General features: G+C 74.1%; 15 protein-coding genes. 14 read left to right on the forward strand and 1 reads right to left on the reverse strand.

Features of this window, described 5'->3' with window-relative positions:
- Window positions 1-8 precede the first annotated feature (8 nt).
- The 14 genes from ACX9I7_RS25735 to ACX9I7_RS25800 all read left to right on the forward strand — a co-directional run bounded on the left by ACX9I7_RS25735 (window position 9) and on the right by ACX9I7_RS25800 (window position 20,757).
- A complete protein-coding gene (locus ACX9I7_RS25735) occupies window positions 9-404 on the forward strand; it encodes a hypothetical protein (RefSeq protein WP_387576814.1) in 396 nt (131 codons plus the stop codon).
- Window positions 401-559 carry a DUF6760 family protein gene (locus ACX9I7_RS25740; protein WP_164737679.1) on the forward strand — a complete coding sequence of 53 codons (159 nt, stop codon included), beginning with the start codon at window positions 401-403 and terminating at the stop codon, window positions 557-559. The genes ACX9I7_RS25735 and ACX9I7_RS25740 overlap by 4 nt, the downstream gene beginning before the upstream one ends.
- A gap of 1,460 nt (window positions 560-2,019) precedes the next feature.
- A complete protein-coding gene (locus ACX9I7_RS25745) occupies window positions 2,020-2,451 on the forward strand; it encodes a phage tail protein (RefSeq protein ID WP_459388659.1) in 432 nt (143 codons plus the stop codon).
- 63 nt (window positions 2,452-2,514) lie between these two features.
- Window positions 2,515-3,237, forward strand: a complete 723-nt coding sequence (locus ACX9I7_RS25750) for a CIS tube protein (protein ID WP_459388660.1) — start codon at window positions 2,515-2,517, stop codon at window positions 3,235-3,237.
- Window positions 3,234-5,033, forward strand: a complete 1,800-nt coding sequence (locus tag ACX9I7_RS25755; protein ID WP_459388661.1) for a VgrG-related protein — start codon at window positions 3,234-3,236, stop codon at window positions 5,031-5,033. The genes ACX9I7_RS25750 and ACX9I7_RS25755 overlap by 4 nt, the downstream gene beginning before the upstream one ends.
- A 44-nt stretch (window positions 5,034-5,077) precedes the next feature.
- Complete coding sequence (locus tag ACX9I7_RS25760) at window positions 5,078-5,479, forward strand: GPW/gp25 family protein (protein ID WP_459388662.1); 402 nt, start codon at window positions 5,078-5,080, stop codon at window positions 5,477-5,479.
- 8 nt (window positions 5,480-5,487) lie between these two features.
- A complete protein-coding gene (locus ACX9I7_RS25765; RefSeq protein ID WP_459388663.1) occupies window positions 5,488-7,659 on the forward strand; it encodes a baseplate J/gp47 family protein in 2,172 nt (723 codons plus the stop codon).
- A gap of 37 nt (window positions 7,660-7,696) precedes the next feature.
- Window positions 7,697-8,230, forward strand: coding sequence for a phage tail protein (locus tag ACX9I7_RS25770; protein WP_387576831.1), 534 nt, complete (start codon window positions 7,697-7,699; stop codon window positions 8,228-8,230).
- A 17-nt stretch (window positions 8,231-8,247) separates the two neighbouring features.
- A complete protein-coding gene (locus ACX9I7_RS25775) occupies window positions 8,248-11,508 on the forward strand; it encodes a putative baseplate assembly protein (RefSeq protein WP_459388664.1) in 3,261 nt (1,086 codons plus the stop codon).
- Complete coding sequence (locus ACX9I7_RS25780; protein ID WP_459388665.1) at window positions 11,505-14,468, forward strand: beta-propeller fold lactonase family protein; 2,964 nt, start codon at window positions 11,505-11,507, stop codon at window positions 14,466-14,468. The genes ACX9I7_RS25775 and ACX9I7_RS25780 overlap by 4 nt, the downstream gene beginning before the upstream one ends.
- Window positions 14,465-15,094, forward strand: coding sequence for a DUF4255 domain-containing protein (locus ACX9I7_RS25785; RefSeq protein ID WP_387576839.1), 630 nt, complete (start codon window positions 14,465-14,467; stop codon window positions 15,092-15,094). Before ACX9I7_RS25780 ends, ACX9I7_RS25785 begins: the two co-directional genes overlap by 4 nt.
- On the forward strand, window positions 15,091-17,262 hold the full coding sequence (locus tag ACX9I7_RS25790; protein ID WP_459388666.1) for an ATP-binding protein: 2,172 nt from the start codon (window positions 15,091-15,093) through the stop codon (window positions 17,260-17,262). Before ACX9I7_RS25785 ends, ACX9I7_RS25790 begins: the two co-directional genes overlap by 4 nt.
- Window positions 17,259-19,610, forward strand: coding sequence for a hypothetical protein (locus tag ACX9I7_RS25795; protein WP_459388667.1), 2,352 nt, complete (start codon window positions 17,259-17,261; stop codon window positions 19,608-19,610). Before ACX9I7_RS25790 ends, ACX9I7_RS25795 begins: the two co-directional genes overlap by 4 nt.
- 121 nt (window positions 19,611-19,731) lie before the next feature.
- Window positions 19,732-20,757 carry a terpene synthase family protein gene (locus ACX9I7_RS25800; RefSeq protein ID WP_387576845.1) on the forward strand — a complete coding sequence of 342 codons (1,026 nt, stop codon included), beginning with the start codon at window positions 19,732-19,734 and terminating at the stop codon, window positions 20,755-20,757.
- A gap of 14 nt (window positions 20,758-20,771) precedes the next feature.
- Here ACX9I7_RS25800 and ACX9I7_RS25805 read toward each other — a convergent pair whose 3' ends face one another.
- Complete coding sequence (locus ACX9I7_RS25805; protein WP_189456358.1) at window positions 20,772-21,206, reverse strand: hypothetical protein; 435 nt, start codon at window positions 21,204-21,206, stop codon at window positions 20,772-20,774.
- Window positions 21,207-21,281: the final 75 nt, after the last annotated feature.

Genomic DNA, 21,281 nt, shown 5'->3' on the forward strand with positions numbered 1-21,281 from the left:
CGCCCCGCATGCCCGAGAACGGATCGCCGCTGCGCACGGAGTTCGACTTCGAGCTCCCCCACGGCTATGTGGACGGCTCAGGCACCGTCCACCGCCGGGGTTCCATGCGGCTCGCCACCGCCCGTGACGAACTGTCACCCCTGATCGACCAGCGCGTCCGGGAGAACCCCGCCTACCTCGGAGTCGTCCTCCTGAGCCTGGTCGTCACCCGGCTGGGGACCGTCACCGACATCCACGCGGGCGTGGTGGAACGGCTCTTCGCCCAGGACCTCGCCTACCTCCAGGACTTCTACCGGCGGATCAACGGCCTGGACACCGGCCACGGCGCCGTCGCCTGCCCCTCCTGCGGCACGAGCTTCGCGCTGCCCGCGTCGGCGCCCGGCGGCCGCCTGGGGGAAACATGACGCACCCGCCGCGCCGGCTCCGCGAGGAGACCGCCTACATCGCCTACCACTTCCACTGGGCGTACGGGGACATCCTCACCCTCCCCCACGAGGAGCGGCGCGCCTGGGTGCGTGAGATCGCCAGGATCAACAGCACGGCGGGGGAGGGCCGGTGAGCGCCGCGCGCGCGGCGGCTTGGCGCGAGGTCGCGCCCGTCGGGCTGCTGCGCCTGCCGATGCCGTCCGCCGACGGGCCCCTGGCCTTCCGCCGGGGCCTCGCGGCGTGGCGCCCCGCGCCGGTCGTCACGGCGGGCAGCCGGCTCCTACCACGGGGCGTGCCGCTGGCGCTGGGCGCGGGGATCCTCCGGGGCGTGCCCGTCGCGCCCCTGCCTCAGTTCGCCGACGGCTCCGACGGCTCCGGGGCTGTGGGGGTGCCGCGGGGGGCTGTGGCGGGGGCACCTGTGGCTGTGGCGGGAACATCCGTGGCTGTGGCGGGGCCTGGGGCCATGACAGGGCCACCCGTGGCTGTGACAGAGCCGGGGGCTGTGCCTGGGCCTGCGCCCGTGTGCCTGCCCGTGGCGGAGGTGGTGGTGCCCGGGGTTGTTCCCGGGTCCCCGGCTGTGGCGGAGGTGGTAGTGCCCCGGGTTGCGCCCGTGTCCCTGCCAGTGGCGAAGGTGGTGGTGTCCGGTGGGCCTCCTGCCACGGAGGGGCCGGATGGGGTGACCGAACCCTTACGGCCCCGGCCCCGGTCAGGGAACGCGCCCGCCCCGGGCACCCGGCTCGGCGGCGTCGAACGTCCACGGGAGGCCGGTGCGGTGGGCGAAGGCCCCACGAGCGGGTACGTGCGCGTCGGTAAAGAGGCCGGACCCGTCCCTCGTCCCGGCCCCGTCGAGGAGCGACGGAATCCGGTCGTGACGCCGCCGTGGAGCCCGGCAGCGGGATACGGCCCCCGGTCCGGCATACGAGGGCCGGCCGACGCCCCCGAGCCGCCCCCGGGACTCGCCGAGACGTCGCCGTACGGGACGGCGCCGTCCGGGGTGGTGCCACCCGGGGCGCCGCCTTCCCCCAGCGCGGCCCTCCCCCCGAAGCCGCCGGACGGCAAGGAACGCGCTGTCCAACGAACCGTCATCCGCCCGGAACCCGGAATCGCCCCCGCCCCACCCGGCCAAGGCGCGCCGCCGCCAACCGCCGCCCGCTTTCACGTCGGGCGCCCGATCAGCCGTGTGCCCGACACGGCCATGCCCTTCGCGTTCCCCCCGCCCACACCGTCGGCACCGCCACCACCGCCCGGCGAAGTCCTCCAGGGAACGCGCCCCCCGGCTCCGCAGCCGTCCACCCCACCCCCCGGCGAAGCCGTCAGAGGGACGCGCGCACCCGCACCCCGGCCGCCCGCCACACCCCCCGCCCCTCCCTCGCCGGACGCCTTCGCCGTCGCGCGGGAAGTCGCCCTGCGGCACGCCGGGTTGCTGGCCGATGCCGTGCTCCCCGCGCTGGAGCTGGAGCGGCGGACGCGCCGGGTCCGGGCCCGGCCGCAGTGGCCGCCGCGGGCCGAGCCGCCGCCGGACGGTGGGGCGTGGGGAAGCGCCGTACCCCGATGAACGACCGCCGCCCGACGACCGACCCCGGAGTGTCCGTCCATGACCGACCAGCCGTTCGCCGTCAGTTCCCACTTCCAGTTGTCCATCGGCATCCACGCCCTCGGTTCGTTCACGGCGTGCGAGGGGCTGGGCTGTGCCATGGAGGTGGAGGAGCGAGTGGAGGGCGGGACGAACGGGCACGTGTGGCAACTGCCGACGCGGCTGCGCTACACCAACGTCGTGCTCAGCAGGCCGCTGACGCGGGAGACCGTGCTCGTGTGGGCGTGGATGCAGCAGCAGATGGTCGAGCCCATGCGGCTTCCCGGGCAGCTCGTGGCGCTCGGCCCGGACCGGAGACCGCTCGTGCGGTGGCTGCTCGACGGGGTGCTGCCGGTGCGCTGGAGCGGCCCGGGGTTCGACGTCGAGCAGTCGCAGGCGGCCCGCGAGACCTTGGAGATCGCCCACAACGGGTTCCTCGGCATCACCGTCTGACCGCCACCCGTCAGTCGATTCCGTCAGGAGCTCCCGTCAGTCGATTCCGTCGGAGAGGAACGCATGCTGTCCGAGCTGCTCGGCGGCGCACCCGTGCGCGCCGCCCTCGTGATCTACGATCCCCCGACGGGTGCGGGGACCTCCCCGGGGCCCGAACGCGGCCGGGTCAAGTTGCAGTTCAACCCGGAGCGGGTGCGGGTCGGCAAGCAGGCCGTCTGGGACCGCAGCCGGGCGCCGTCCAACGGGGAGGCGGCGCGGGCGCAGTTCGTGGGGGCGCAGCCGCGGACGATGACGCTGGACGTGTTCCTGGACGCCTCCGGTCCGGGGCCGAGCGTGCAGGACCAGGTGGAGAAGCTGCTCGACTGCTGTGCTCCGACCGCGCGGAGCACCGCGTCGAAGCCGGCTTCCGCGCCATGGGTGCGGCTGGCGTGGGGTCATGCGCGGACGACCGCGTTTCTCGCCCTGGTGACGCGGGTGGACGCGGAGTACACGCGGTTCGGGCACGACGGGACGCCGCTGCGTGCCCAGTGCGCCGTCTCCCTGGAGGAGGTCGGGGGGACGGTGCCCCGGCAGAATCCGACGTCGGGCGGTGACGGGCCGGTGGACACGCATCTGGTGGTCGCCGGGGACAGCCTGGCGGGCCTGGCCTGGCAGGCGTACGGGGATCCGGGGCGGTGGCGGGAGATCGCCCGGGCGAACGACGTGGACGATCCGGCGCGGGTGCCGGTGGGCACGGTGCTGGTGCTGCCGGTGCTGGAGGAGCGTGTCACGGGGGGTGCCGGGTGACGGAGCGGCTGTACGCGGCGGAGCCGGTCGTGGCCTTCCGCTCGCCCCTGCGGGAGGAGTGGGCCGACCAGTTGGTCGAGGCGTGTGTCGAGACGATGGTGGGGCTCCCCGCCGGGGCGACGCTGCGGTTCCGGGATCCCGCGCACCGGTTGCTGGCCTCGGCCGGGATCGCGGTGGGGGTGCCGGTGACCGTGTCGGTGGCCGTGGCGCGGCGCCGGACCCGGTTGGGGATCTTCGACGGTGAGGTCACGGCGCTGGAGACCGAGGTGAACTCGGACGGGACGTTCACGACCGTGCGGGCCATGGACCGGGGTCAGCGGCTGGCGCGGGGGCGGCGGGTGGCCGCGTACGTGGACACCACGGTGGCCGAGGTCGTCGGGCAGGCCGTGGCCCGGCACGGACTGAAGGCGGGCCGTGTCGACGCGGAGCGCACCCGGATCCCGTATCTGGCCCAGCCCAATCTGACGGACTGGGAGTTGCTCCGTCACCTCGCCGACCAGCGGGGGCTGCGGCTGTCGGTCGAGGGGGACACCGTCCACATGAGCCGCCCGGCGGCGGCGGGCGGCGCGCCCGCGCCGGGTACGGGGGCGGATCGCAGTCCGTTCGTCCTGGAGCTCGGGGAGAACCTGCTGGCGTTGCGTGCCTCGGTGTCGTCCGAGGGGCAGGTGGCCGGGGTGGAGGTGCGCGGGTGGGATCCGGTCGGCAAGGCCGCGGTGTCGGCGCGGGCCGGGGCCGGGGACAGCTCGCGGCTGCGGCTGGGGGTCACGCCCGCGCGGCTGGGCACGGCGTTTCCGGGGGCGGCACCGGATCTGCTCGTCGCCGGCCGGGGTTGCACCACCGCCGGTCAGGTGGACGTGGCGGCGCACGCGCTGGCGCAGGAGGCGGCGGCCTCCATGGCGGCGCTGTCCGCCGAGGTGGCGGGCACGCCCGAGCTCGCGGCGGGGGTGCCGGTGACGCTGGCCGGGGTGGGTGAGCCGTTCGCCGGCAAGTACACGCTCACCTCCTGCCGCCACACCTTCGACGGTGACCACGGCTACCGGACGGAGGTGGGGGTCGGCCCGTTGCCGCCGCCCGTCGTGCCGTACCCGCCGGCGCTGTGCTCGTTGGGGGTGGCGGTGGGGATCGTCACGGACATCAAGGAACCGGGGCAGGGCGAGCGCGGTGCCGTACGGCTGCGTCTGCCGTGGCTGTCGCAGGACTATGTGACGGACTGGGCGCGCTCCGTGCAGTGGGGCGGGGCCGGTGGTGGCGGGGTCTTCCCCGTGGAGGCCGGGGACGAGGTGCTCGTCTGCTTCGAGCACGGGCGTCTCGACCGGCCGTACGTCCTCGGTGGTCTGTACAACGGCGTCGACTCCCCCACCGACCACGGTCTGCCCCTGGTGGACTCGGGCACCGGGCGCGCCAACCGGCGTTCCCTGGCGTCCCGTTCGGGCGATCTCGTGGAGCTCCTCAGCGCCGCCGACGGCCCCCAGGGCGTACGGCTGCGGACGGGTGACGGGAAGCTCACCACCCATCTCGACCGCAAGGACAGCACCATCGTCCTGACGGCGGGCGAGGGCGGCAGAACGCTGCGGGTCTCGCTGGACGCGCGCGGCGAGGGCACCGTCACCGTCGACGCGGGCACGGGCGGCAGCCTGGTCCTCAGGGCGGGGACCGTCACCGTCACGGCCGACGACGGCAAGGGCGGCGGCGGGCTCACGCTCAAGGGGGCCACCGTGAACGTCACCAGCACCGGGCAGCTCTCGCTGGACGGGCGGCGGACCGGAATCACCGGCGACACCGTCGACATCAACTGACCTCTGACCTCAGTACACCGGCACGCGCGGGCGGGAGGGCGACCGTGGACATCATCGGCGCGGGGTGGGCGTTCCCCGCCGTCATCACCGGTACGGGACGGGTGGGTCTGGCGCGCGGCGCCGAGGACGTGGAGCAGGCGATGCGCCTGGTCCTGTCCACCGCGCCGGGCGAGCGGCCGATGCGGCCGGAGTTCGGCTGCGGCGTCCACGCCCTGGTCTTCGACCCGCTCGACGCCACCACCGTCGCCCGCGCCGACGTGGAGGTCCGCCGCGCCCTCGACCGGTGGGAGCCGCGCATCGAGGTCGACGACCTGCTGTTCAGCATGGACACGACTGATCTCGGAGTGCTCTACATCGACATCCGCTACCGGCTGCGCGCCACCAACGAACCCCGCAACCTCGTCTTCCCCTTCTACACCCTGCCCGGCGACTCCCCGGTGGAGTGACCCCTGTCATGACCGACCCGTCCGTTTCCCCCGCCGACCCGTCCGGTGTTCCCGTCCCCGACCTGGACGACCTGCGGTTCCAGCCGCTGGTGGACGCCGCCAAACGCGCCCTCCCGCGGCGGGTGCCCGAGTGGACCGACCACAACGTCTCCGACCCCGGCATCACCCTCATCGAGGCCTGCGCCGAACGGACCGACCAGCTGCTCTACCGCGTCCATCGCATGACGGCCCGGCAGCGGTTCGCGCTGCTGCGACTCATGGGCATCACTCCCCTTCCCGCGTCGCCGACGCGGATCGTGGTCGCGTTCACCCGGACCGACGGGGCGACCGGGCGGCGCGAGATCCCGGCGGGCACCGAGGTGCGCACCGAGGGCGAGGAGCCGGTCGTGCTGGCGACCGTGGCACCGCTCGTCCTGGAGGGGGCGCGCACCACGGGAGCGGTGGAGGCGGACGAGCGACTCGTACGGGTCACCGAGGTGCTGGGCGTCGCCGACGGCCGTCCCGCCGGGCGTTTCCCGACTCGCCACCGTCCGTGGCGGCCGGGCGCCCCGGTGGCGGAACCGCCGTTCGGGCCGCCGATGACCGTCCGCGTGGGGGGCGTCGAGTGGCGGGCGGTGCCGACGTTCGCCGGGGCGGGGCCGGGTGATCAGGTCCACTGGTGGGACGACGCCTCGTGCGAGGTGGTCTTCGGGCCGCTGGTCCCCGCCGAGGGCGGCGCGCGGCAGCATGGGGAGGTGCCGCCGGAAGGCGCGCGGATCGGCGCGGAGTACGACGTGTTCCGGGGCCGGGAGGGCGGGGTCCAGGCCGGCGCGCCCCTGACGGTGTCCCTGCCCGGTCTGACGGCCGTCGTCGAGACGGTCGTCGCCGCGTCCGAGGAGGCCGAGGACTGGCGGCGGGCGCTGGAACGCGCGGGCCTCGGGCTGGCACCGCTGCGCCGCGCGGTCACGGCCGCCGACCACGAGCGGATCATCGACGAGCACGTACCGGGGCTGGCCCGGGTCCGGGTCACGGCGCTCACCCGCCCCGCCGACTCCCGCGTGCCCACGGCCCTGCAGGCACCGCCCCGCCCTCCCGACGTCCTCACCAGCGCCGTCGCGGCCCGCGACCCGCTGCGGGCCGTGCACTACTTCGACGACAGCGGCGTCATCACCCCGCGCGCCCTGCCCTTGGAGCAGCAGGACGGGCCCGCCGGTGACGGCGACGAGGTGCCCGGGCCCGTGCGGGAAGCGAAGTGCCTCGACGCGATGATCCGCACGGACGAGACGGCGCCCAGGCTCTGGTTCTACGGGGACCAGTGCCTCTGGGACGGGAACGAGCTCTCACGGCCCGTCAAGGACGAGTTCCCCGGACTGCCCGGCGACGCCGACGACCCGGCGCACTCGTTCTGGGCGGACCTCGACGCGGTCGCCCTGCTCGCCGACCCACAACGCGATGACGAGGCGGATGACGACGGGTACGAACTGTTCTTCTTCAAGGACGAGACCTTCTACCACCGCGCCTACACCTACTCCGACCGGTCCTTCGTACCGCGGGCGGAGAGCCGGGGCGTGACGTCCCTGATCTCCGAGTCCTTCCCCGGCCTCTCACCGGAGTGCCAGGAGCGGCCGGACGCCGTGGTCGTCGTCGGCGGGGTCTTCTACTTCGTCAAGGGGACGCGGACCGAGCCCGCCGTGTGGCGCCGCGAGGGCGAGCCGCTCCACGTCCTCCTCGTCCCGCACGTCACCGGTGAACCGACCGTCCGACCACCGGACGGCGCCTTCGGCATCCCGCCGGAGACCCTGGCCGCCGTGGTGGGCGTCGTCGACGCCTCCCGGCTGCTGGGCGAACGGCTGCGCGTCGGCGAACCCCGCTACCACTCCTTCGGGATCGAGGCGACCGTACGCCCGTGGAGCAGCACGCGGGCGGACGTCGACCAGGCCCGGACAGCGGCCGAAGGCGCCTTGCGCCGTTTCTTCCACCCCACGGCCGGCGGGCCGGACGGGCGGGGCTGGCCGTGGGGGCGGCGGGTGCACGCCGGCGACGTCTTCGACGTCCTGGAGAAGGTGCCGCGGCTGCGGGGCACGACCGACGTGACGCTCATCGACGACGGCGGGCGGCCGGTGACCTCCGTCGAGGTGTCCGACGGCGGCCTGGTCCTCCTCGAAGAGGTCACCCTGCTCATCGCCCCCACGGACGGCTGACCCACGCACCCGACGAGCGATCAGGAGGACCAGGCCCGTGCCGACTTCCCCCACCCGTCCGCTGCCCCTGCCCGCCGTCTACGGCCACGACACCGTCGTGCGGGCGTTCGCGGCCGCGATCGGCGAGGTCATGGCGCCCGCCGAGGAACGCCTCGACGACCTCGACGCGGTACTCGACCCGTGGCGCGCACCGCCCGCCTTCCTCGACTGGCTGATCCGGATCACCGGGGCCCGCGTGGAGCCGGGCTGGGACGAGATCCAGCGGCGTCAGGCCGTCGACCTCGCGGCCCGTCTGGCGGCGTATCGGGGGACGCTCCACGGGCTGAAGCTGGAGGCCCGGGAGATCCTGCGCTGGGTGTCACCGCACTTCAGCCTCTCCTACGACGACCCGGGGCGCGTCTTCACCGACGCGGGGCCCGCCCCCCGCACCGGACACATGTTCACCGTCACCCTGAACGCCCCCGCCGGGCAGGACCAGCGGGCGCTGGAGAGCCGGCTCACGCGCCTGGTCCAGGCGCACTGCCCGGCCCATCTGCCCTTCAAGGCCGTCGTCATCATCGCCGGCTCCTGACGAGAGGTCACTCACGGATGAGTCTACCGACACCCGAGTACGACGGGCGGACCCGCGACGAGGTCGTCGCCGCGGCCGTCGCCGGCGTGCGCGGGAGGGTGGGTACCTGGACCGGGCAGGACCTGACGGACCCCGGCCGGGGCCTGATCGAGACGTGCGCCGACATGGTCATGGCCGTGCGCGACCGGCTCGATCTGGCCGCCGACCAGCGCCGGCTCCAGGTGCTGCGCCTGCTCGGCGTGCGACCCTACCGGGCCGCGCCCGCGCGGACGGAGGCCGTCCTGCAACTCGCCGCGCCGTCACCGGAACCGGTGGTGGTGCCGGCGGGCCAGGAGGTGGCGACCCGGCCGGTGGGGGACGAGGAGCCGGTCGTCTTCACCACGCTGACGGACGCGGTGCTCAACCCGTGCGTCCTCGTCGCGGCCGGTGACTTCGCAGAGGAGCGGGTGGCCGACGGCGCGCTGCAGGGGAGGCTGACCGCGTTCGGCTCCTCGGTGACGGTGGAGCCCGGCGAGGCCGCCTTCCCCGGGCCCGCCTTCCACCTCAACCTGCCCTACCTCGGCGACTTCCCCCCGCCCGGGGACACCCCGGCGAACAGGGACCCGGGGCTGACCGGCGCAGGGGGGAGCGGCTCCTCCTACGCCCTGACCGTCCTCTCGGTGCCGGTGCCGAGCACGCGGGTGACCCTGGACGTCGAGCTGGGCCGGGCCCCGTTCGGCCGCGGGGTCGTCCCGGGCCGCTGGGAGGCCTGGCAGGGCACGCACTGGACCACTTGCCGGGTGGCCACGGACACGGTGACCTCCCGCGACGTCCCGGGCCGGGTCTCCCTGGACGTTCCGCCCGCCCACGCGCCCGCGCAGCTCCTGCTCCAGCGGCCGGACGGGCAGGGCGGCTTCTTCGTCCAACGGCTGCGGGACGTCGGGCTGATCCGTTACCGCACCGAGCCCGGGCAGAGCGCGCTGACGCGGGTCGCGCTCCAGCCGGTGCTCGTCGTCTCCGTCCCGGTCGTCCAGGCGCGGCTGGTGCGCGACGAGACGCTGGGTACGGCGACGGGCGCCCCCGGCGAGCGGCTCCGCTTCGCCCACCCGCCGCTCCCCCGCAGCACCGACCCCCTCGTGGTGGAAGCGGTGCTCGACGGCCGGGTGGCCCAGTGGACCCATGTCGCCTCGCTCGCGGGGTCCGGTCCCGACGACCGGCACTTCACGCTGGATCCGCGCACCGGGGAGGCCGTCTTCGCTCCCGTCGTGGTCGGCGCCCGGGGGCCGCGCCGGCACGGGGCGCCGCTGCCGGCGGGAGCGGCCGTACGGATCCGCCGCTATCTGACGGGCGGCGGCGCCCGGGGCAACGTGCCCGCGCGCACCCTCACGGTGCTGCGCACCCCGCTGCCGTACGTCTCCTCCGTGACCAACCCCGCGCCGGCCGTCGGCGGCACGGAGGGCGAGTCCGCCGAAGCCTGCGCGACACGGCTGCCCCTGGGCTCTCCGCTGCCGGAACGGGCGGTCGTCCCCGGCGACTACGAGCAGCTCGCCCTGGCCGCGTCGGCGGGCATGGCCCGTATCCACCACCTCCGTGACGTCCCCCATGACGCGCTCGACCCCGCCCGCAACTACCTGCCGTGGATCCCCGCGAAAACGGACATCAGCCTCACCCTGGCGGCCGGCACGGAGCGGGTTCCCGCCGGGCTGCGGGTCACGACTGCCGACGGCAAGACGGTCTTCACGACCACCGATGACGCCGAACGTCTTCCCCCGGAAGCCGCCGGCGCGGCGTCGCTACGGCTCACCGACGGGGTCACCACGGCCGTCGGCATGTTCACCGCCGAGAACTACCGAGCGGAGTTCTCCGGGCCGTTCAAGGACGGTGGCGGGCTGGTCCTCGCGCTGGTGGAGATCGAGAAGACACACGATCCACGCCATCTCACCCTGTGGGTGGCAGTGGGCGAGGACCGGACGCCGCAGGACCGTCTCGCCGTCTCGGTGTTCGGGCCCAGGACGGACACGCCGTGGTGGGACACCTCCGCCCCGCTCGCGTACGCCTCCACAGCCGCACGGAAGATCACCGTGACGGGTGGCGCGGAGGTCTCCGCCCATCCCGTTCCCCTGAGCGGATCGGCACGCTGGCAGGCCGCCGTCGAGCGCGGGGCGCTGGCCAGGACGGCACAGGACGCCATGGAAGCACGGGGATCCGGGTTCCCGACGGAGGAGGCCTCGTGCTGGATCGCCGTCCAGATCCTCGACCCCAAGGGCACCCCCGGCACGACGTACACGGTCTACGCCGACTCCGGAAGCGCCGGCAGCGTCCGCGCGGAGCAGTACGAGGAACTCGACGAGGGCAAACGGCCGTTCCCGACGTCCAAGGGTGTACCGGAACAGGTCTTCGCGTTGCTGTACGCCCCGGTCTGCGGGCCGCTCCCGATGGTCCATGTGGGGGCGGAGGGCTGGACGACCGTCACGTCGTTCGAGAAGTCGGGCCCGGACGACAAGCATGTCGTCATCAACGCCAGTACGGGCCAGGTCCACTTCGGCCCCAAGGTGACGGGGGGCTCCTCGACAGCCGGGCAGCACGGTGCCGTTCCGCCCGAGGACGCCGTCATCACGGCTCACGGCACGTACAGGGCGACACTCGGCGCGGCCGCCAACGGACTGGGCCCGGGCGAGATCCGCCTGCTGAAGGAGCCGGACGAACGCGTCGTCGGCGTGCGCAACACCTCCGCCTCGCACGACGGCAGGAACGGCTACACCGACACCAGTGGCGGCAGCACCCAGGCCGGGGTCACGCTGATGGTCGTCCCCTTCGTCACCACGGACGAACGCGGCTGGTTCCCCTACCACATGCTCACGCCCACCCGGGACGCCTGTGACACCCTGCGCCGGGCGCTGCGGGCCTGCCAGCCGGAGGGGGTGCCGGTGTGGCTGGTGCGGCCCGTCTACCACGGCGTCCGCTTCAACGCCCGTGTGGTGCCCGCCGACTACCGCACCGCCGAAGAGCGCGCGGAGCTGCGCGTGGCCGCCGAACGCGCCCTCTACCGGTACTTCAGCCCCGTCGGCGGCGGCCGGGACGGGACCGGATGGCCGCTGGGGCGGCCGGTCCATGTCGGTGAGGCGTTCCGCGTCCTGGAGAGCGTGCCGGGGGTGGGCCGGGTGGCCACCGTGGAGATGGTCCCGGTGGATCCGGTGACCGGCGTGGAGTCGCCTCCCGTCGACCGGATCGACTGCGGGCCGCGCGAGACCGTCTATTCCGTCGAACACCGAGTCACCATCGCGGAGGTGCCCTCGTGAGTGGCCGCAACGGCGAGAACGGTGATGTGGGGCCGGTGCCCCGGCTGGTGGCACCGGACTGGGGTGGGGACGCCCTGGTCGTGGCCGGCCTCGCCGTACCGGACCGTCCCGAGGTCCGCACCGTGCCGGTGGAGGGCGATCCCCGTGCGGTGGCCGTCAGCGCCGACGGCACCCGCGCCTACACCGCGAACCACGACGCCGGAACGCTGTCCGTGGTGGACCTGGGATCCGGGGACCTTCCGGTGCTCCGTACCGTCGACGCCGGGAAGAACCCGTGCGCCGTGGTCGCCGGGCTGACCGGCGACCAGGTCTGCGTGGCCGCCTGGGCGGGCGACCAGGTCAGGGTGTTCGACAAGGAGGGGATGTCGCCCGTTCCCCTGCCGGTGGGTGCCGGTCCGTGCGCGGTGGCGGCGGCCCCGGGCGGGCAGGCGAGCCGGGTCTGTGTGGTCAACGGGACGGATGCCACGGTGTCGGTGGTGGACGTGAGCACGGCCGGGTCGCCGTCCGTGGCCGCGACGGTCCATGTGCCCGGGGCCACCGGGGCGATCGCGGTGGCACGCGGCGGGCGCTTCGCGTACGTCGCGAGCCGGGGCGAGGGCACGGCCGACGGCTGGGTGACGGTGCTGGATCTCGACGCGCACGGCCGGGCCGTCGGCGAGCCCGTGCCCGTGGGGGCCGAACCGAGGGCGCTGGCGCTCGGCCCCGGGGGCGACCGGCTGTGCGTGGCGAACTACGGTTCCGCGTCGGTGTCCGTCGCCACCGTGGACCGGGACACCGGACAGGTCGGGCACCCGCGTCCCGTCCCTGTCGGCCCTCACCCGGTCGCCGTCGACTTCGCCCCGGACGGAACCTCGGTCCTCGTCGTGGGCCAGACCTCGGGCACCCTGACCGCCGTCCGCGTGGACACCCTGGCCGCCACGCGCCTGGGCACACCCGTCGGCGCGGTGCCCGCGGGGGTGGTCCACGGCCCGGAGGGGGCTTTCGCGTACGTCAGCGACCAGGCCACCGGCGACCTCGTCACCGTACGTACCGCGCCCCGCAAGACCGGCGAAATCACCACGGGAACGGGCTCGAAACCGGTGAACGTCGCTGTGTCACCGGACGGTGCGTGGGCCTACGCCGCCGACTCCGCGTCGGACAAGGTGGCGGTGCTCGATCTCGATGCCCGCCGGCCCGGCACTTCCCTCGCCCTCGGCGCGCCGCACCAGCCGTGGGACGTCGCCATCGCCGCCGACCGGACGTTCGCCTGTGCCACCAGCCCCGGCTCGTCCTCCCTCCTCGTCCTCACCCCCGCCCACGGGGAGACGCTCACCTTCGACGGCGCGGTCACGGTGACGCCCATCGCCCTCGCGCCCGGCGCGAGCCCGTACGGCGTGGCCGTCACCCCGGACGGGCGGTACGCGGTGACCGCCGACTCCGGAACGGCCACGGTCTCCCTCGTCGACCCCAAGGGCGGCCGGTACACGATCGCGGCCGAAACCGTGGACTGCCAACAACCCACCGGGGCCGCACTCTCCCCGGACGGGAGGACGTTGTACATCGCCGACTTCGCCAGGACCCCGGAGAACCAGCAAGGCGGCAAGATAGCCGTCCTGTCCCGGACCGGCCCGGGGCAGTGGCAGCCGCTGGATCCCGTCGACGCGCCGACGGGGCGGCTGTCGGGCCCGCACGAGCTCGCCCTGTCGGCCGACGGGCTACGGCTGTGCGTCGCCAACTACCAGAACGGCACGGTCTCCGTCCTCCAGCGGGCGACGGTAGACGACGCCTGGTCCTTCCACATGGCCGTGACCAAATCACCCGCCATGAAGTACCCCTACGGACTCGCCCTGACGTCCGACGGCCACACGCTCTATGTCTCCAACGCCGCCGGTCCGAAGGCCACTGTGGAGGTCTTCGACATCTCCGCGAACCCCGCGCGACACCAGCGGACGATCACGGTCGAGACCGGCATCCCGATCCCTCCCGGCCTCGCCCTCTCCCCGGACGGACAGTACCTGTACGCGGCCGTCTCGAAGGCCTGGATGAGCGACAACCATGCCCTGGGCACGGTGTACGGCACCGAACTGGCGAAGAACGACCAGCAGATGGCCGTCGTGGCCACGTCGCCCGCCCAGCCCGTCGACAGGCCCACCGGGCTCGCCTGCCGGGACGACGGGACCCTGTACGTCGTCAACCAAGGCCGCGGTGAGGAGCCCGCACGCGAAGCGTCCCTCGCCGTCCTCACGCTCGACGGGACACGGCTGGCGGTACGGGAGTCCAAGACCCTGCCGCTCGACAAGGCGCACATGCCCTACGCGATCGCGGCCGCCGCCGACGGCACGGCGTACATCGCCGATTTCGCCGGCCGGACGGTCACCGTCCTGACCTCCGGAGTGACCCCCGTTCCGGTGGGCGGCCCGGGATCCTCCCGCCCGTGGGACGTCGCCGTCACCGACGACGGCGCCTACGCGTGCGCCAGCGACCGCGCCGCCGGAGCCGTCCACTGCGTACGACTGGCAGGCGACCACGAGGTGACCTCGCTGGCCGTGGGCCGGGATCCCATGGGCGTGGCCTGCGAGCCGGGCGGCGCCCGGGCCTTCGTCGCCGACCACGGGGACGACAGCGTCACGGTGATCGCCCTGTCCGGAGCGGCGGGGGTGCCCGAAGTCGTGGCCACATGGCGTCATCCGCTGATCGTCGGGCCCGAATCGGTGTCGGTGTCGGCGGACGGCGCCCTGCTCTTCGTCACCAGCGAGAACAACGGAGCGTTCCTCATGCTCGACACCACCACCGGAACCCCCCTCTTCACCGTGCCCGCCGGCCGGGCACTCGCAGGGAGCGCGCCGGATCCACGCCCCGCGATGCCTCGGGTGTGCCTCGCCGACGCCGACGGCTCGGCCGTGGCCGTGGCCGACACCACGGCGCTCGGCCTCGTCGGCCCGGCGAAGGCGGCGTTCGACCTGCGGCAGGCCCGCCGATGATCCAGCTGGTCGACCGCGCGCTGGCGGCACGCGTCCGGCAGGACATGACCTGCCTGCCCCCCGATTTCACGATCACCTTCCAGCCGCCCGGCCGCGAGAACGGGCTGGGCGAGACATCCGGTTCCGAGGCGGTCGGCGTCTATCTGTACGACATCCGCGAGGACCTGGACCGACGGCAGACCGGCACGGTCTACCAGTACGAGGGGCTGCCGCTGGGCCCGCTGGGGATGCTGCGCTTCAAGCAGGCGCAGTTCGACCCGCCCCGCTACGCCCGGCTGTCGTACCTGGTGGCCGCGTGGGCGCCGGACGCCCTCACCGCCCACAACATGCTCGGCGATCTCCTCGTGGGCTTCGCCCGCGACCGGGAACTGCCCGTGCGGCTTCCCCCGGAGCTGGAGGAGATGGAGCTGAAGACGCTCCTGGACGTGGGGCACCCGCCGACGGAGGACCGTGCCCTGACCGAACTGTGGAGCGCCGTCGGCCACACGCTCGTCCCCACCGTGAACGCGACCGTGACCATCCCCCTGCTGTCGTTCGCCCCGCAGTCCTACACCCACTGGGTGACCGAACCTCCGGTCGTCAACGAGAACGTCAAGCCCGGTCCGGCGCCGGGGGACACACGGTGACCGCGCCTACCGCACGCTCCCCGCGCACGCCCGTGCCCGTCCCCGGGGACTGGCTCCTGGCCAGGCTGGCGCTCGTCGAGGCCACCGTGCGACGAGCCATCGCCTGGCGCACGGGCGAGGATCCCACGGCCGCCGATGCCGCGCTCCCCGAGCTCGAGGAGGCGCCCTTCGACCCGTTGCGCGGGCTCTACGTCTCCGACGACATGGCCCCGCACCTCCTCGACGCACCCACCGGTCCCCTGCCGGCCGGGGCCTTCGAGGACGCCCTGGCCGCCTCGGTGCGTGCCCGGGAGGACGCGGCGGCGGCCATGGGAGCGCCGCCGCCCCTGCGCCGCCTCGCCGACGGGTTCGGTCTGGACGAACTCGCCGCCCAGGTCCTGCTGATCGCGCTCGCTCCCGACGTCGACGCCCGGTTCGAGCGCTGCTACGGCTACCTCAACGACGACATCACCTGCCGGCACGCCACCATCGGTCTCGCCCTGACGCTGTGCGGCGTCCCGGCCGCGTCCGCGACCGCCCGCCGGCTGTTCTCCCCCGACGCGCCCCTGCGGGCCGGCGGGTTGCTGGAGGTCGTCGACGCCGCGCGCCCGTATCCGACACGGGGGCTGCGCGTCCCCGACCGTGTCACCGCGCATCTGCTGGGCGACGACAACACCCTTTTCACACCACCGGTTCTCCCCCCTCTGGAGAACGGGCCCCTGGCCGAGGCGGTACGGCACGTCGCCCGGCTGCTCACGCGCCCGTGGCCCGTGTATCTGCGCGACAGCGTCGACGGCACCGCCACGGCCGTCGCCCGGGCGGCCCTGGCCGCGTCGGGCCGTCAGGCGCTCCACCTGGCCCTTGAGGACGCCGAGCACGCGGAGCCCCCGGCGGCCGAGGCCGTCCGGGCCGCGCTGCTCGAGGCGCGGCTGCGCGGCGACGGACTGGTCGTCGGTCCTCTCGGCTCGCACGACGACGGGTGGACACGCGCCCTGCTCGCGCCCCTCGCCGACGTACCGGTGCCCCTGGTGCTCACCGGAAACCGGCCGTGGGACGCCCGTTGGACGCGCACGCCTCCCGTCCTGGCCGACTGCCCGCCGCTGACCCGAGCCGAGCGCGTCGCGCTGTGGCGGCACGAGCTCTCCTCCCCTGTCCGGGCACCGGACCCGACGGCCGACGACCACGCCACGGCCGACCCGGCGGCGGGCGACGCCGTGGCGGCGGGCGCCCGGTACCGGGCGGGCCCGGCCCGCATCCACGCCGTCGCGGCCGCCGCCCGCCGGCAGGCGGCCGCGCGGGGCGTGCCCGTGGACGCCGCCGCCGTCCGGGAAGCGGCCCGTTCCTGGAGCGGTGGCGCGCTCGGCCGGCTCGCACGGCCCGTACGCCCCGCCGTCACCTGGGACGACCTGGTGCTGCCCGAGCGGCCCCACGAGCAGTTGCGCGACCTCGTCCGGCGCGTCCGCCACCGCGACCGCGTCCTGGGGCAGTGGCGGATGCGGCCGGGCGGCGGGCGCGGGCGCGGTATCGGCGCCCTGTTCAGCGGCGGATCCGGGACCGGCAAGACCCTGGCCGCCGAGGTCGTGGCCGCCGAACTCGGCCTCGACCTCCACGTCGTCGACCTGGCCACCGTCGTCGACAAATACATCGGGGAGACCGAGAAACACCTGGAGCGGATCTTCACGGCCGCCGACGCGGACGAGGCCGTCCTCCTCTTCGACGAGGCCGACGCCGTCTTCGGCAAGCGCACCCCCGCCCAGGACGCCCACGACCGCTACGCCAACACCGGCACGTCCTACCTGCTCCAGCGCCTGGAGTCCTTCGACGGCCTGGCCCTGCTGACCACCAACATGCACGGCAACATCGACCCCGCGTTCCTGCGCCGCCTCGACCTCGTCGTCCACTTCCCCGCGCCCGACGAGGCCCTGCGCCGGGCCCTGTGGGAGCGCTGTCTGGGCCCGGCCGTGCCACGGGACCGGGATGTCGGCCCGGCCGGGCTCGCGGCGCTCGCCTCGGCCTTCGACCTGTCCGGTGGTGCCATCCGCTGCTGTGCCGTCACCGCCGCCTACCGCGCCGCCGACGCCGACCGGCCCGTGGCCATGGCGGACCTGCTGGCGGCCGTCCGCGAGGAGTACGCCAAGCTCGGCCGCTACGTGGACGAGTCGGCCTTCCCCCAGGAGGCGCGGTCGTGAGCCCGCACCCACCGACCGCCGCCGTCCGCGCGGAGGCGCCCGCCCCGGCGGCCGCCGAACCGGTGCCGGACACGGCCGCGACCCTGGCGGAGCGGCTGCGGAGCCTCCAGCGGGAGGCCGGCAACGCCGCCGTCGCCCACGCCCTGACCGGCCCCGCCGGGCAGCGCACGGCTGGACGGCGCACGGCCGGGGCGCCGTTCGGCCATCGCCGGGCGCTGGCCGCACCGGGCTGGCACCAGGCGGCCGAGCTGTACGAGCAGCGGCTGGGGGCCGCGCTGGCCGCCGCGCCTGAGGTGGGCCGCGCCGCCCGGACCTCCGTGCTGCGGCTCCACGAAGTGCTGAGCCAGGGGTTCGGCCCGGAAGCGGCGGCGGGCGCGTTCCTCAAGGACGACCCGCACAGCGCGGGCCAGGTGGGCACCGAGGGCGACCCCGGGGAACGGCTCCTCCAGTGGACCGCGCCGGACTCGTCGGCCACCGTCCGCGAACTGGTCACCGCCTTCTACAACGCCGCGTACTACAAGCACGGCCCGCAGCCCCGCCCCTACCCCGACGAGCGCGGGGTATCGCTCAAGGCCCTGCTGCACCGCGTCGTTCTCGGCGGGGACCCGCGGCTGGCCCGCGAACTCGGCCTGGACGCCGAGGCCCTCGACGCCCAGCGCGCCCATCTGGCCGGCACCGCGCGCGGCCTTCTCAGCCGTCTCCCGCACCCGCTGGGGCAGCAGTTCGGCGACGACGTCTTCGCCCTCGGGAACCTCACCGTGCGGCAGGGCGCCGGCACGACCCTGTCGATGGGCCGCAGTCAGCGCCGCCGCACGGAGCGCCCGGACCCCTCGACCGGCCCCGGCAAGCGCACGCTGCGCGACTACCGCGACCTGCGCGTGCCGCTGAGCGAGGCCGAGACCGCCCATGCCCGCCGCAGCACCGCCGAGCTGTCCGTCGAGGGCGTCGGCGACGACCTCGCCCCCCGGCGGCACACGGTCACCCCCGAGGCGCTCTGGGCCGCGATGACCGGGCCGGGCGAGGAAGGGCCGGAGTTCCCGCTGCCCTGGGCCTCCGGGGAGGCGGTGTTCGCCATGAGCCCCGACGACGGCTGGTACCGCAAGCACCACGAGCGCGGCGCTCCCCTGGTGGCGGGCATCTCCGGGACGACCACCCGGATGCTCAGCGCCTTCCACTGGCTGCGGGCCGTACCGGGCGCCGGCACCGGGGGCGTTGGTGCTTCGGAGCTGTCGGAGCGCGGGTTCTTCCTCGCCGTCGCCGCGTGGATGCTGACCGGGCGTGACCATTCGCTGTACGAGATCCTGCGGGGCGCCAAGGCCGCCGGGCTGCCCGCGCTCGCGGGGCTGACGGCGTCGTCGAAGGACGTCGCCCGGATGTACCGGGACTTCGACGCGTTCGTCAGGGACACCCTGCCGACGGCCGTGCTGCCCGAGTTGCCGTACGCGACCGTGTACGAGGAGAAGGCGCTCGCCGCCCCCGGGGACGGGGGCATGGTCACCGTGGACGACCGTACGGTGGCCGGGGCGCGCCACAAGCGGCGGTCCCTCCTCCGGCGGCGTCCGGGCGCCGAGCTGACCGACTGGCTGGCCGGGCAGGGCCTGACGGGGGCGGAGGCGGACGAGGAGAGGTCCCGGCTGGGGGCCGAGCTCCGCCTGCCGTACCTGCTGGCCCTGGCGCAGTACACCGGGAGCAACCACCAGCTCGTCAACCGCGTGCTGGCCGCTCCCGGGGCTCTGGGCCCGGCGGGCGTGCACCGGCTGGTCGACGAGATGATCTCCCTGCTGAGGCAGGGCCTGCCGGTCGAGGTGCCGTACGCCACGTGGCGGGACGCGGAGCTCCAGCGGCTGATCGACGCCTACCGGGCGGCCGGGCTGTCCGACGCGGAGCGCTCGGTGCGGCTGGAGGCCGTCCGGAGGCGGATGCACGGCCTCGTGGACACGCTGCGGGCCGAGGCCAAGTCGCATGCCGACATGCTCGTCGAGGCGCTGGACAGACTGCCGCCGGTCAAGGGCGTGGTGTACCGGGCGGGCTGGGAGCTGGTGCCCCGCACACGCATGACGTTCAGCGGCTTCACCAGCACCAGCCGCGGCCGGGAGGAGGCGGAGAAGTTCCTGCCGCTCCAGCATCCGCCCGCCGGGGGCCGCCGGGTGCTGTACTGCCTGGAGCTGACCGGGCACAGCGGCAGGGACATCGCCTACTTCTCCCGGGAGCCGGACGAACAGGAAGTGCTGCTCCTGCCGAAGGCGGCCTTCACGGTGAACATGCGCGACCGCGGCGAGGGAACGGTGGTCGGAGGCCGGCACGTGCGCTACGACTTCGTCTGGGCCACGGAAGTGGCGGGCTCCTGACCCGACCTCATAGCACAGGTCCCATACCACAGATCGAGCCGACGGGCCAGAAGACTTGTCACGTGGGCCCCTGCCGGTGATCGTTGGATCTCCCGGATTTCAGCGAGGAGGGGGATCACACATGCCGCAGAATGTTCCGCTGGACATTCCCTTCGAGGTACGGATCAGCCCGGATGTCGAGGCCGCGAGCGCCCGTCACATGAAGTGGCTGAAGGCGGAGGGATTCATCACCAGCGCGTCCAATGCCGAACGGTATCTGACGTGGGCGGTGGCGGAGCTCGCCGGCCGTTTTCACCCCGACGCGTTCGGGGACGACCTGGAACTGGGCATCCAAGGGCAGACGTTCTACTTCTTCTTCGACGACCTCTTCGACAGTCACCTGGGCAGGGACCCGCTGGCCGCCTACGAGGTCTGCCAGGAGATGGCCTCGCTCGCCCGCCGGAGCCCGGACGCGCCCTCGGTCGAGCCCACGTTCCCGCTCGCCCGGCTCTGGCTCGACCACTGGGAGCGGCTGCGGCAGGGCATGTCGCCGGCCTGGCGGGAGCGCGCCGCACGCCACTGGGAGCAGTACTTCCTCACGTATGTCACCGAGGCGGTCAACCGCAAGGCCGGGCTCGTCCTGGACATGAACCGGTATCTGGCGTTACGGCGGCTGGCGATAGGCGTGGAGGGCGTCCTGGACACCACCGAGCGCTGTGGGGGCTTCGAAGCGCCCCCGGAGGTCCACGAGAGCACCCTCGTCCAGGAGATCCGCGAGATCACCGCGGAGGTGGTCACCCTGACCAACGACCTCCACTCGCTGGAGAAGGACGTGGCCAACGGGGAACCGGACAACGCGGTCCTGCTCCTCCGCCGCGAACACGACTGCTCGCAGGAGGAGGCCGTCGGCCTGCTGCGGGAGATGGTCCACCGACGTGTCGACCGCTTCCGCCGGCTCGCCGACCGGACGCACGAGTTGTGCGCCTCCCTGGAACTGTCCCCGCGGCAGCGTGAGAGTACTCACCGCTTCCTGGAGGCGAACCGGGCCTGTATGCGCGGGAACTACGACTGGAGCCGCGCCACCGACCGTTACAGCCGGGTCGGGGTCGGCTTCGTCCAGCGGTCCCCGCGCATAGAGGACACCCTCGCCACTCTCAAGGATCTATAGCCCGAATAGCGCTGTTATCCGGCTGTCACAGGGCGTACGCGGAGACAGGTGAAGGTCGCCGTTCCGGGGTACTTGTTGCCCACCGCGTCAGTCGCACCGGAGGAGTTGCTCGCCGGGCCGACCACGGTGAGGGTCAGCTCGAGCGGGCCGCCGTCGACGACGGCTTCCGTCACGCCGTGGCCGGTCCTCGCGTATGTGGCACGGTTCTGGGCGGGAACCTTCAGCTGAACGCTGCCCGTTCCCGCCTGGGGGAAGGCCAGGGTCGCATAGCCGACGGGAATGACCATGGTCTCGATGTCGTCCGGCACACAGGCGGGGAGCCCTTCGACACGGAACCCCGCCGTGCCTTTCGGGATGGGGATGACGACCGGGGACGGTGGGAAGAAAGCAGCCGGGGGTGTCAGGGCCAGGGTGACGGTGTCACCCTGCCTGACCACGGTCTTCTGCATGGGTTCCGTCAGCCTGTCGTGCCGGGCTGTCCGGCGATCTGGGTGATGGTGAAGTGGACGAACTCGGCCGGGCGC

This window comes from Streptomyces sp. L500 (genome assembly GCF_054551825.1).